Source organism: Thalassotalea eurytherma, from assembly GCF_030161415.1.
Lineage (GTDB): Bacteria > Pseudomonadota > Gammaproteobacteria > Enterobacterales > Alteromonadaceae > Thalassotalea_G > Thalassotalea_G eurytherma.
Map to the genome: position 1 here is coordinate 206,518 of NZ_BSSU01000001.1, position 12,861 is coordinate 219,378.

The window sequence follows — 12,861 nt, forward strand, 5'->3', positions numbered from 1 at the left end:
TCTGTTTAATGCTCCATATTATGAGCACATGCTTCTTTCTTTAGTTGTTTAGCTTTTTCCGATTTATTTGACATTGCAGCTAAGATGGCATCGTTACATTTCTTATCCTGCTCAGATATTTTATTAGCATTATTTCCGAAAGATATTTGAGTTCTGCGTTCTAAGTCTCTTTGTATGGCCTGGGCCTTTTGATATTCTCGTATTTTTCTTTCTCTTTCCTGCTCAGCTGCTATCTTTTGTTGTTGAATTATCAGTTTTTTACTCGAGTTTGTAAGCTCGTTACCCAATAGATTAGCAAACCATAAAAATGTGCCAAATCGAATGAACCAAAAAAGAGTAAATGCAATAAGAATAGCGAGAATTAGAGCCAGTGTTTTCTTTAAATTAAATTCCATTTTTTTATCTCCCTGTAACAGGTGTAGGTTAATTTAAATTAACTCAGAAGCCAATAATAAGACTGAAGTGTTTATCTCTGTTTATGAGTCAAAAGTGTTTATTCAATTTGGATGTAATTAGGTGTATGGTTAACTTAACTCAAGGAACTGAGAAACCAGGGTATGAATCAAACAGGCATATATGAACAACTTATCACCAATCTCATTTCGGGCCGTTTAGCTTACGATCAATTCTATATTGGTGAACGAGTTCTGGAGCAACCAGAGGCGGCTGTTTGGTTGTCTCGTTTCTTGTCTCACGTAATAGAATATGCGGTTAATTGCTTACCGTCCGGAGATGATAAACTTCAACGTCAAATCGAGTTATCAAATCAGCTTATTTTATGGCTTAAAGATAAACTACAGGATGATGAGTTTTTTGATGAAAACTTGCTTGAAGGTCAAGGTAGAATACTCACTGCTTTGTATGAAATTGAGAATCCAGTTTCCGCTGATTTAAAGAAATATGTTGAAGATATATTCCCGTTAACAGGCCTTACGCAGAGTGAATTGTTTTGCGGCAGTAATGCAGGTTTGTCTTTGGAAAGCGAATTAAAGCGTGAAATTAAATCATCAGACACTATTTATTGGCTGGTATCATTTATTAAATGGGCTGGCATTCGTATTTTTCGTAATGAGCTTGAAGAGTTCACTCGAAGTGGCAAACAGCTAAAAATCATCACTACATCATATATGGGTGCTACCGATGCTAAAGCCGTTGAGTTCTTGGCATCATTACCAAATACCGAAGTTAAGCTTAGCTACAACACAAAGCGCGAACGATTACACGCTAAAAGTTATTTGTTTTTGCGAAATACAGGTTTTAATACTGGCTATATTGGTTCTTCCAACTTATCTCATTCAGCCTTAACGAGTGGCCTTGAGTGGAATTTAAAGATCACATCTCAAGAGATCCCTCATATTATTGAGCGATCCATAAATACATTTGAAACCTATTGGAATTCGAAAGAATTTGAAGTATTTGATGGTGAAATTGAAGCTAAAGAAAAGCTAAAATCAGCTTTAAGAGAAGCTAGAATGGGGTGTGCCCAGGAGCAAACCCATTACTTCGAAATTAAACCTTTTACTCATCAGCAAGAAATCTTAGAACAGCTAGAAGTTGAACGCTCTTTACATAAGCGATTTAAAAATTTAGTCGTAGCTGCAACAGGCACTGGTAAAACGTTAATCTCCGCTTTTGACTTTGCACGATTCATTAAAAACAAACCTAATGCTAAGTTTTTGTTTGTCGCCCATCGAGAAGAAATTCTTAAACAAGCTCGATTAGCCTATAGAGGCGTGCTTAAGAATTCTAACTTTGGTGAGCTATGGGTAGGCAACTACAAGCCTGAAAGCTACGAACAACTGTTCGCATCGGTGCTGACACTATATAACCAAATAGATAACCTATCGCTCTCTAGCGGATACTTTGATTACATCGTAATTGATGAAGTACATCACGTAGCTGCTAGTTCTTATCGCAATGTTTTAAATAAGTTTTCTCCGAGTATATTACTCGGCTTAACAGCTACGCCAGAACGGCATGATGGTACCAATATACTTGATGATTTTTGTGGTGTCATAGCAGCAGAAATTCGCTTACCAGAAGCGATTAATCGTCGCCATTTATGCCCGTTTCAGTATTTTGGGGTTGATGATGATACTGACCTGCGCAATGTTAGTTGGAATCGAGGTCGTTACGACATTGCAGAGCTTACTAACTTGTATACCCATAACCAGCAACGAGTAGACAAAATATACCAAACCCTAAATGAACTAATTACTTCAATAAGTAACATGCGAGCGTTGGCTTTCTGCATTAGTAAAGAGCACGCGGAATATATGTCTAAGCAGTTTGTGCTTAAAGGTATTAAGTGTGACCATTTAACCAGTGATAACAGTCAAGATCGAGGCCAAAAGCAGCAAGCCCTCCGAAGTGGCGAAATCAACATTTTGTTCGTTGTTGATATTTTCAATGAGGGTGTGGATATACCAGAGGTAGATACGCTTCTGTTTTTGAGACCAACAGAAAGCTTGACGATCTTTTTGCAACAACTGGGGCGTGGCTTGCGTTTAGCTGATAACAAAGAAGTTTGCACAATCTTGGATTTTGTTGGTAATGCCAATGCTGATTACGATTTTGCCCATAAGTTTCGAGCGCTGGTGGGGAAAACCGATGGCGCCATTAGTGATGAAATTAAAAATGGATTTCCTCATGCACCTCTAGGGTGCCGAATAGAGCTATCAAAACAAACCCAAGAAGTTGTTCTACGAAACATTCGTAATGCGATCTTGAGCAGACAACGGTTAATTGGTTTAGTACGTTCATTTTCTCGAGACTCAACCTTAGAAATGAACTTGGCAAATTTCATCAAGGTATACCCACAAGTTGAAGTAGAAGCTTTGTATAAAAGACTAAGCTGGACTGAGCTTTGTTTAGAAGCCGGTTTGTTAAATGATGTGTATCCTGAACTTGTTCGTAACTTTACTCGAATGGTAAAGACAAGGTTATTAGTGTGTGATGATTATGATTACCTAAAGAGCTTACAACGTTTCGTTACTAACGGTTCGATAGCTTCAGATTTACACCAACTCATGTTGCATTATGACTTCTGGCAACAATCAGGTGAAAAGCTAGGTTTCCAAGATATAAACGACAGTTTAAACCGACTTGAACATCAGTGGTTTAAATCGGAATTGGCAAGTTTAACCACTTTGTTAATTGACCGTATACATCATAAACAAGAAACAATGCCAATGATGGGCAACCACCCAATAAAGCTTCACGCTAGATATGCTAGAGAGCAGATTTTGGTTGGCTTTGGTGCGACAACTTTTGATAAGCAACCTAACTCAAGAGAAGGCGTGTTTAAAATTAAAGACAAAAATATTGAGCTGTTGTTTGTTACGCTTAATAAAAACGAAAAGCAGTTTTCGCCAACTACCATGTATCATGATTATGCAATAAATGAAGACCTCTTCCATTGGCAGAGCCAAAACTCGGCAAGAGCTGAACGCGGCAAAGGGTTAGAGTATGTAACCCACAAAGAAAATGGTAAACGCTTGTTCCTGTTTGTTCGGGAGCAATCTAAAGATGAATTCGGTAAAACGATGGGGTTTGTTAATTTCGGTGAAGTTGACTATGTATCGCATACAGGTAGCCAACCAATGAATATCACTTGGATGTTGCGTAATACCATGCCGGCATTTATGTGGAAACAGGCTGCTAAATTGGCAATGGCTTAGCGAATATGAATGATAACTTAACTTTTTATTCTGAAAATACTGATTCACTTGTATCTCAATATGACAGTGTTTCATTTGATTCGGTTCATAATGAATGGCTTACGTATGTACCAACAAACGGCATGGTTTTGGATATTGGAGCAGGCTCAGGGCGAGATGCACGGTATCTATCAGAGCATGGGTTAAAGGTATATGCTGTTGAACCAGCATTGGCCTTAATGCAAGCCGCGCAAAACAATTCATCAGAGTGCGATATAACATGGTATCAAGATAGCCTGCCTAATTTGGAGCGTGTAAGGGTATTAGACGTTCAGTTTGATTTGATCTTATTGAGCGCTGTGTGGATGCACTTATCGCTTGATGAAAGAACTTTATCTATGAAAACTATGGCATCACTACTAAGAACTGGTGCCCGGTTAGTTATCACATTAAGGCATGGTGAATTTAGTGACGGTAGAACTACATTTCCTCTAAGTGCTGATGAAGTCGCTCAGTTGGGGGAGCAGAATGGTTTATCACTATTACTAAAAACTAAATTGTCAGATGATCAATTAGGTCGTGGTGATGTGGTTTGGCAAACAGTGGTGTTAGGCAAATAGATGGAAGCACTCTATAAGCATCAAATAGAATTCATTTCCTACATGCAACGCTTGTTGCAAGAAGGTGACTTTTCGTCCACCTATAAATTTGCATTTTTGCATTCTCTAGCTGATATCTGTATTGAAAAAGATGTACCTAGTAGCGGGCAGTTACTAATTTCGTTTGATGAGATTGTCGATAAGATGATTACTTTATATTGGCAGCACGCTACCCCGTTTATTGTCGAAAATGATCGGTTGGAAGGTGGAGTTCTGTTACAAAACTCAGGTAACCAAGCTAAAATTATTACGGATATTGTTGAGTTACAAAACAGTGGGGCTCGCAACTTAAGTCAGGCTAAGAAGCTACCATTTTGGAGCCAGATTCACAAAAACACCATGGACACATTTAAAAAAGGTCCTCTGTGGCGTTTGCAAAAACTACTAGGAGATGATGTTTGTTATTTATTTCCTCATATCAAAAACCGTAACTATATTGAGTTAAACTCTGGAATAGCTGATTGCTTCAGGTTATTTCATGACCTAATAGTGCAATTTGCTCGTCAGGGGTGGATTGAAAAAATATCTAAAATTCCAAAAAATCAAACGACAATTGGTCATGCTGGCGAGTTGACAGATTTCTTGTTCGGTACGTCACGTAGCTCATTAAAGTCTGCGTCACAGCTATTTAAAGAGATCCAAGCTGGTAATTGTTTTTATTGTAAAAAGCAGCTTAAAGGTAATGCTGAAGTAGATCATTTCATTCCATTTGCTAAATACAATAATGACCTAGGTCACAATTTCGTATTGGCTCACAAAACCTGCAATAACAATAAGCGGGATTATTTGGCTGCTCCAAAGCATAGAGAAAATTGGCAGGAGCAAAATCTAGTTTTGAATGAAAAGCTAATTACAAACGAGTTAACTAACCACTTTACTTGTGATGTAGAGAGAACAATTCATGTTGCTAATTGGGCTTACGGTATAGCACAGACTAATGGCGGTAAGTACTGGCTCGCAACAAAAGATGTATTTGTTTAAGCCAGATAAATCATAGAAACGCAATATAGTAGTCAGCTAATAAACTGTCCAAAGGAACCTCTTGATTTTTGTATGAAAGCCCTTTTGATAAGGGCTTTGAAAAACTAAGGTTATTTTGAAACGTTATTCTATATTCTGGATCTGTTCACGCATTTGCTCTATTAATACTTTCAATTCAACAGCAGAAGCTGTGATATCTGCGTTAATTGATTTAGAGCCTAAGGTGTTAGCTTCACGATTAAACTCTTGCATCATGAAGTCTAAACGACGACCTTGAGGGCCACCTTTTTTCAGGATCTTTTGCGTTTCTTTCACATGGCTAAATAAACGATCAATTTCTTCGTCTACATCCATTTTTTGTGCAAGTAATACAAGTTCTTGTTCTAAACGAGTCGACTCTGGCTCAATTCCTGCGTCATTGAATTTTTCAATAATACGGTCACGTTGCCATTGAATAATCTCCGGCATTTGTGCTTTAACGTTATTGGCTTGCTCTGTAATTGCTTCAAGACGCTGTGCAATTAACTCTTTCATGTTTGAGCCTTCACTTGCACGTGCGGCAATGAAGTCTTTTAACGCCGTGTCAAAACCAGCAAGAATGTCTGCTTGAATAGCATCCATATCAGATTCTTCAGCTTCCATTACACCCGGCCAGCGCATAATTTCGAGCGGATTAATTTGGCTATTTAATGTTTGCTCGTTTACCCAGTTAGCATGTTTAATCAGTTCGTTTGCTAAGTTCTGGTTTAACGTTAAGTTGCTTTTTGCAGCTGGGTTTGCGTTAAATCGCAACGCGCATTCTACTTTACCGCGGTTTAACTGCTTGCGAAAACGTTCACGTAAAACGGGCTCTAAGCTACGGAATTGCTCAGGTAGGCGAAAGTAAGTTTCTAAAAATCGTTGGTTTACACTGCGGATTTCCCATACAGCGTTACCCCAGTCACCCTTTACTTCAACACGAGCAAAGGCAGTCATACTATGGATCATAATCTTTCCTATTAACTATTTTATAAGAATGAACGGTGGAATTATGCCTGAGTATTCGCAATACAGCTAGAAATCAATAGTGAGTTTGTCTAGGTATTATTTGCGGCCATATAACTGGGCGGCTTGTTTGTAGTTAACCCAAGACGCTAGCACATATTTGTCATGCGATATTGGCGTTCTGCCTCGGTGAGTATGAGTAAATCCGCATGGTGAGAGAATTAAGCTGCCTGTACTTGGTTTTAAACTCGCTTGTTGATATAAAAAATCTGTTTCTCCACCTTCTTCTACATCGTTAAGGTAAATAAGCCACAATAATACTCGGTGTAAGCTTTTTTGCTTGGTATCGGTTGGGTGTGGAAAGTGCTCTGAATGCCAGTGACCAAAATTACCTTCTTTGGCAGTATATTTTTGCAGGTTTATCGCATCTAACTCAAAAATGCTCTCAACAATAGGTAGTAACTGCGCGTCATCTAGTTTACTAATCATCTCAGGCGTTAATGTTGTTTGTTTTCCTGTTGTTGCATCTTGAATGCTAGGGCTTATCGCTCCCGTGATTAAATGAGGGTAGGCTTTGATATATTGAAGCAATCCTTGAAACACTAAATTGTTGATTTGTTGGTGCTCTGATTTCCAATGAGCCAGCGTAGACAAATGGATATCAATACTGTTTTTCTTACTAATATCAACACCAGAGCCTATACGGCCTTGTTGTTTATTCTTATCTTGTTCAAATTTTTCAATGATCTGTTGGCAGGTTAATTCAGGTAACGCGTTTTTAAACTCAACGATAAAATGATGCATGGCTTTGGTAAAGCTCTTAGTATTGTTTGTATCGATATTAACGTTTAATTTACATTTGAGGTAGTGTTATTTGCGAAGAAGAATGGGAGCCGATTGACTCCCAATATAAAGGTTTAGGCTTTTTTCCAGTGCTCTTTGATGACTTGTGCAACACGAAAGGCATTGGCATAAATAGTATAGGTGTAAGGGACACTGCCACCCGTAGGCATGAACGAGCCGTCGGTGACATAAAGATTGCTAACTTCATGTGCTTGGCAATTCTTATTTAATACCGATGTGTTTGGATCGTCACCAAATCGGCAACCGCCAGCCATCAGGTTAGTTGGCGGATATGAGCTTACTGAAGACGATACGTTTTTCGCCCCCATTGCTTGTAATACCGTTTCTGCCTTTTCCGCGATGTATTCACCAACTTTTAAATCATGCTCATGAAAGCCAATACGTACTTTAGCGACAGGGTCGCCCCATTTGTCAGTTTCGTCGGCGTCTAATTCCACAAAGCAGTTATCTGTTGGTAACCAGTCATTAAATACTTCAAAACGTAGTGTTTTATAAGAAGTAAATTCTTGTTTAAGGTTAGTTTTTAGCTGCTCGCCCCATACTAAATTGTCGTTATTGTCATACTGTGAACCACGTGCACGGGCAATCGGGTTTTGGTAGAACAAAAAGTCGATTGTTCCGCCTTTAGCGCGTTTGCCAAAACTTTTATCGTCTATTTCATACCAGTCTTGTAGTGCGCGGTTGATGAATGGGCCTACCGTTCTAATTTGCGCTTCTTGTTCTTCAGTTAAGTCGTCAAAAAGGAAATCACCACGCCCTGTTCCACCAGCACTAAACACTAAATTTTTACCTACTTGGCCATGGTTATTTGCCAAGCCGTTAGGGAATTTTTCACCCGTAGAGGCTAACAATAAACGAGATGTTTCTACTGCTTGGCAAGCTACTACATAAATTTTGGCTTTTACTTCTTGGCTTTTGCCTTTTTTATCGTAATACCACACGCCAGAAATTTCACCTTGGCTATCTGTAGCAATTTTATGAACCTTTGCATGAGGGGTAATGGTGCAATTACCTGAAGCAACGGCATGATTTAGCAGCGCTGCTCTACCGCTACCTTTAGCGCCTGACGAACACCCATAACTACTGCAATAGCCTGAGTATTCGCAACTTCTTCTACCCATTGCTGGCAGCGACAACACGGCACGAGGCACCGGAATACTGTGATAATTTAACTCGCTCGCTGTTTTGTCTATCCATTGTGAAATAGGGTGTTCAGCAATTGGTGGGTAGGGGAAATCAGCTTCACTTCTTGGCTCTTTAAAAGGGTGGTCAACGGCTTTGCCTGACACGCCAACAATGTGGTCTACCATGGTGTAATACGGCTCAAGTTCATCGTAACTAATTGGCCAATCGGCAACGTTGGCGCCTTCAATTTCACCAAACTCTGTTTTTAGGCGAAAATCAATCGGCTTTAACCGATGAAAGTAACCACTCATAAAGTTTGAAGAACCACCTACTACGGTGCCATTCCAAAAGCTCCAACCAGATTTGCTTGTCGCTTCTTTTTGCCAAAACGACTCACCATTTTCATCTTCATATTCTTCTTCGATGACATGCTGCTCTTCAGTAAGCTTTGGGTTATAAGCGTCACGTAAGCTAATCGCAATTTCGTCTTTATAAAAGTCTTCTTCCGTTAACCAAGGGCCTTTTTCTAAAACAATTACCTTAGCGCCTGCGAGTGAAAGTTGATGTGCAATAGGAGAAGCACCTGCGCCGCTACCAACAATACAAATATCGTAACTCATGATTTTGTGGTTTCCTCTACAGTCACTTGGCTAACTGAAATTCGGTGAGAGCCGGGCAATTCAAAATATCGTTTACCTTCTGGAGGCAGTGGAAAACCACCCTGGTGTTCTAGCCATTGCCAGCCAATGCCATTAGGGTTGCCACCGTAGCTAGGTGCCGACAAAGAAGCTTCGTAAATGTAATTTATTAAGGTGTCTATCCAGTTGTAACCAGCGTCTGATTTACTGATCGCCTTGAGCATTTTCTCTTTGTTACTGGTATCTAATTGAGCAAAATTCTGTTTGGTTTGGCTTTGACTATAACCATTGAGCCAACCCACCCCTTTTTTGATGAAATCTTTTTCTGCATCATCAATCGGCTGAGTGCTGATTAATACATAAAGATATTGCGTGATTTGTAACTCGTTAGCTCCGGGGCCTGAAGTAGAGCTTGGTAGTAGGTGGTTAACAACGGCGTCTAAGGTTAACCAAGGCTCTATGGTTAGATTTGGCTGGGCAGTTTTGACGGCCGATAATGCCAAGGTTGGCATGGCAACAATAGCTGTTGCACCTGCGGCTGATTTAAGCACAGCACGTCGAGATACTTTGTTTGTGTACCATGACGGTATTTGGTAATTTCTGTCAAAAAAAGACACGAATACGCTCCTAATTGCCGGCTTGAATAGCGACTGCTTTCTCACCGTTGGGTTGCCAGTTTTCAATAAACGTTTGCCACTGGTTTCTCGAATATTCGAGGTCGTCTAAAAACTCTGCGGTATCTTTAGATAACAGCATTTTTCCATGTCCTGTTGTTACGTACATGTGCGGATAGCCTTCAACAGGAGGTAGCCCCTTCATAAAATCAGCATTTTCATTGGTATCACTTACATTTACTTTAAGTAGCACAAAGTGGTTATGTAAGGACTGATAAATGTCGGGATTATCTGTTAAGAATTTATCCATTTTATGACACCAGCCGCACCACTTGCCGCCTATTTTTATGAGGATGTTGCGATTCGTTTCTTGCGCTAAATTAATGGCATGAACAGCGTCTTTAAACGGGTCACGTTGTTCATCAAAGCCTTTGCTGTATTCAGGTAAAGGATTAGCTAGGGAAGCTTCTAAAGTGGGAGATGCTGACACTTGCCCAGCAAGTGCCAGAGAGAAAAAAACACTGAGCACAAATTTCATTATTCTGATTTTCCTATTTCTTGGTTAACGTATTAACAGACCTAGTTAGTTAATACATTCTTTCAAAACAAACAGTTTAGTGAGCAAGAAGTATAAAATCAGTATAAGTGATAGCTTAGTTAATGTCGCCTCCAATTGACAGGCCACTGGGTACGTAATCTGGTATTGTTTTGGATAGTTCCGGCGTATCTAATGTACGTAAAAAAGCTTCAAGATTTGAGATTTGATCATCTCCAAAACTCACTTCAAGATCGTCTCTACCTTCATATATATCAATTGCACTGCGCAACGTATCACGCTCGCCAGTATGCATATAAGGTGCAGTGGCAGAAACATTACGTAAACTTGGTGTTCTAACCGCTGGTAAACCTTGAAGTACGGGTTGTGATTCGTGAATAAGGTTGTCTGACAGCATAGGCCCGCCATGACAACGAACACAACCCGCGTCAATAAAGGTGTTTAAGCCAGCAACTTCTTCAGAGGTTAAAGCCGTTGTGTCGCCCGCTATAAACTGATCAAAGCGACTATTGTTTGCTGTTAAGGTGCGTTGGTAGGTCGCTAGTGCTTTGGCCACTAAATCGATAGTGATTTCAGTATGCTCTGGAAACGCATCTTTAAACAACGCTTGATACGCTTGAATGTTTGTTAAACGTGATTCGATCAGCGGGAAAATATCCTCTTGCGAAATATGCTTTCCGCGCATTTCTATTTCATTCGCGATGGGCCCTAAACTTTGCGCTTCAAGTGATGCCGCGCGAAGATCCCAAAAGTAAGGGCCAGCTACAAACGCGTCAAGGTCGGTATTGTTTTCTAGACCGTTAAATGCGGTGTTTGCAACGGTTGGTGAATGTATTGGGGTGATTGCAAAACCAAATCGTTCAGGGCCCAGTCCAACGCCATCTGCACCAATTGAAAACGCTCTGCCGTCTGCCCAACCGAAATCTGGGTGATGGCAACTCGCGCAAGCGACATTCTCTGCGCCAGAAAGGATAGGGTCCCAAAACAAAAATTCTCCAAGTTTGGCTTTTTCTATCGAATATGGATTGTCTTTGGGAAAAGAAGCCACTTCAGGAAGAACACTAAAATGCTCACTGTAATCTCGAACGTTCGTGTTGCCTTCGTTTTCTTGGCAACCTAATAGACAACCACACAGTAAAGCTAACGCAGCGAATTTATTCATATTAACACCCTAAATATCAATGACGGATTCACGGCGAGGTTAGCCCAATGTATGTCTAAAAAATGTCGACTACATCAAAAAGTGATTAACCATTAAAAACTAAACATCTCATCAAATAGATAGCAATCTGCAGTGTCATATTTGTTCAGTTGCCATTATAATTACGCCAATTTTAGATTTATAGGAATATCGTGTCATGCGTCCAAGTGGTAGAACTCCGGGGCAAATTCGCCCAGTGACGATTACTCGTCAATTTACAGCTCATGCTGAAGGTTCAATTTTAATCGAATTTGGTGATACCAAAGTTATATGCACAGCTACGGTAGAAGAAGGTGTTCCTCGTTTTCTAAAAGGCCAAGGTAAAGGTTGGGTCACGGCTGAGTATGGCATGTTGCCGCGCTCTACTCATACACGTATGCGCCGCGAAGCTGCCTCGGGTAAGCAGGGTGGTCGCACAATGGAAATTCAACGTTTAATCGCTCGTTCACTGAGAGCTGCGGTTGATTTAGCTGCTCTTGGCGAGAACACGATTACAATTGATTGTGACGTTATTCAAGCCGACGGCGGTACTCGAACTGCCTCTATCACCGGTGCATGTGTAGCATTGGTTGAAGCATTAAACTATATGCGCGCGAAAGAAATCATTAAAACCAACCCGTTAAAACACATGATTGCGGCGGTTTCAGTAGGTATTTACCAAGGTGTACCAATTGCTGACTTGGAATACGTTGAAGATTCTGCAGCAGAAACAGACATGAATGTTGTGATGACTGATACGGGCAAGCTAATTGAAGTACAAGGTACGGCTGAAGAAGAACCGTTTAGCTTTGACGAAATGAATGAAATGATGCAGTTAGCAAAACATGGTATTGCTGAACTGTTCGATGCGCAAAAATCAGCATTAAACTAAGTTGGAAAAATAGTAGGAAAGCACATGAAAGCCTATCAAAAAGAATTTATTGAATTTGCTTTGTCTAAGCAGGTACTTCGCTTTGGTCAGTTTACGTTAAAATCTGGCCGCACAAGCCCATACTTTTTTAATGCGGGTTTATTTAATACCGGCGGCGATTTAGCGCGTTTAGGTCGTTACTATGCTTCGGCACTTGCTGACGCGAATATCGACTTTGATTTACTATTTGGTCCAGCTTATAAAGGTATTCCTATCGCTACCACAACAGCGGTTGCGTTAGCCGATCATCATAATATGGATATGCCATATTGCTTTAACCGTAAAGAAGCGAAAACGCATGGTGAAGGTGGTAACTTAGTTGGTAGTGCACTTGAAGGTAAAGTGATGCTAGTTGACGATGTGATCACGGCTGGTACTGCAATTCGTGAGTCGATGGAAATTATTAAAGCCAATGGCGCTGAGTTATCAGGTGTATTAATTGCATTAGATCGTCAAGAAAAAGGTAAAGGCGAACTATCTGCCATTCAAGAAGTTGAGCGTGATTTTGGTACGCACGTTATTTCTATCGTTACACTAGGTGATTTAATTAGCTATTTGGAAGACAAGCCTGAAATGGCTGAGCATTTAGAAAATATTAAGCAATACCGCCAAGATTACGGCATCTAAATGATTGAATGTATCGTTTAGAATAAACAAAAAGGGCAGCGTA

General features: G+C 40.2%; 12 protein-coding genes. 5 read left to right on the forward strand and 7 right to left on the reverse strand.

Translation table 11 applies throughout. The features are described from left to right. Positions 1 to 5: 5 nt before the first annotated feature. Positions 6 to 395: a hypothetical protein gene (locus tag QQK02_RS00915; protein WP_284206051.1), complete on the reverse strand. Its 390-nt coding sequence runs from the start codon at positions 393 to 395 to the stop codon at positions 6 to 8. Positions 396 to 557: 162 nt separating this feature from the next. On the opposite strand from QQK02_RS00915, the gene QQK02_RS00920 reads away from it, so the two are divergent. The 3 genes from QQK02_RS00920 to QQK02_RS00930 are packed head-to-tail and all read left to right on the forward strand — an operon-like array spanning position 558 to position 5,299. Further along, entirely contained in the window at positions 558 to 3,680 is a 3,123-nt protein-coding gene (locus QQK02_RS00920; RefSeq protein ID WP_284206052.1) for a DUF3427 domain-containing protein, read from the forward strand. 5 nt (positions 3,681 to 3,685) lie between these two features. Further along, on the forward strand, positions 3,686 to 4,279 hold the full coding sequence (locus QQK02_RS00925) for a class I SAM-dependent methyltransferase (protein ID WP_284206053.1): 594 nt from the start codon (positions 3,686 to 3,688) through the stop codon (positions 4,277 to 4,279). Next, on the forward strand, positions 4,280 to 5,299 hold the full coding sequence (locus QQK02_RS00930) for an HNH endonuclease (RefSeq protein ID WP_284206054.1): 1,020 nt from the start codon (positions 4,280 to 4,282) through the stop codon (positions 5,297 to 5,299). Positions 5,300 to 5,422: 123 nt separating this feature from the next. On the opposite strand, the gene QQK02_RS00935 is transcribed toward QQK02_RS00930, so the two are convergent. The 6 genes from QQK02_RS00935 to QQK02_RS00960 form a co-directional block, all read right to left on the reverse strand. Continuing rightward, positions 5,423 to 6,286, reverse strand: coding sequence for a YicC/YloC family endoribonuclease (locus QQK02_RS00935; RefSeq protein ID WP_284206055.1), 864 nt, complete (start codon positions 6,284 to 6,286; stop codon positions 5,423 to 5,425). Positions 6,287 to 6,382: 96 nt separating this feature from the next. Then, positions 6,383 to 7,087: a 2OG-Fe(II) oxygenase gene (locus QQK02_RS00940; RefSeq protein WP_284206056.1), complete on the reverse strand. Its 705-nt coding sequence runs from the start codon at positions 7,085 to 7,087 to the stop codon at positions 6,383 to 6,385. 113 nt (positions 7,088 to 7,200) lie between these two features. Continuing rightward, on the reverse strand, positions 7,201 to 8,892 hold the full coding sequence (locus tag QQK02_RS00945) for a GMC family oxidoreductase (RefSeq protein WP_284206057.1): 1,692 nt from the start codon (positions 8,890 to 8,892) through the stop codon (positions 7,201 to 7,203). Beyond that, entirely contained in the window at positions 8,889 to 9,527 is a 639-nt protein-coding gene (locus tag QQK02_RS00950; RefSeq protein ID WP_284206058.1) for a gluconate 2-dehydrogenase subunit 3 family protein, read from the reverse strand. The genes QQK02_RS00945 and QQK02_RS00950 overlap by 4 nt, the downstream gene beginning before the upstream one ends. A 10-nt stretch (positions 9,528 to 9,537) precedes the next feature. Then, a complete protein-coding gene (locus QQK02_RS00955; RefSeq protein ID WP_284206059.1) occupies positions 9,538 to 10,062 on the reverse strand; it encodes a thioredoxin family protein in 525 nt (174 codons plus the stop codon). A 115-nt stretch (positions 10,063 to 10,177) separates the two neighbouring features. Then, on the reverse strand, positions 10,178 to 11,242 hold the full coding sequence (locus QQK02_RS00960) for a cytochrome-c peroxidase (RefSeq protein WP_284206060.1): 1,065 nt from the start codon (positions 11,240 to 11,242) through the stop codon (positions 10,178 to 10,180). 196 nt (positions 11,243 to 11,438) lie between these two features. Here QQK02_RS00960 and rph point away from each other — a divergent pair, with 196 nt between their 5' ends. Both rph and pyrE read left to right on the forward strand, forming a co-directional pair. Next, positions 11,439 to 12,152: a ribonuclease PH gene (rph, locus tag QQK02_RS00965; protein ID WP_284206061.1), complete on the forward strand. Its 714-nt coding sequence runs from the start codon at positions 11,439 to 11,441 to the stop codon at positions 12,150 to 12,152. 24 nt (positions 12,153 to 12,176) lie between these two features. Further along, positions 12,177 to 12,818: an orotate phosphoribosyltransferase gene (gene pyrE, locus QQK02_RS00970; protein WP_284206062.1), complete on the forward strand. Its 642-nt coding sequence runs from the start codon at positions 12,177 to 12,179 to the stop codon at positions 12,816 to 12,818. Positions 12,819 to 12,861: the final 43 nt, after the last annotated feature.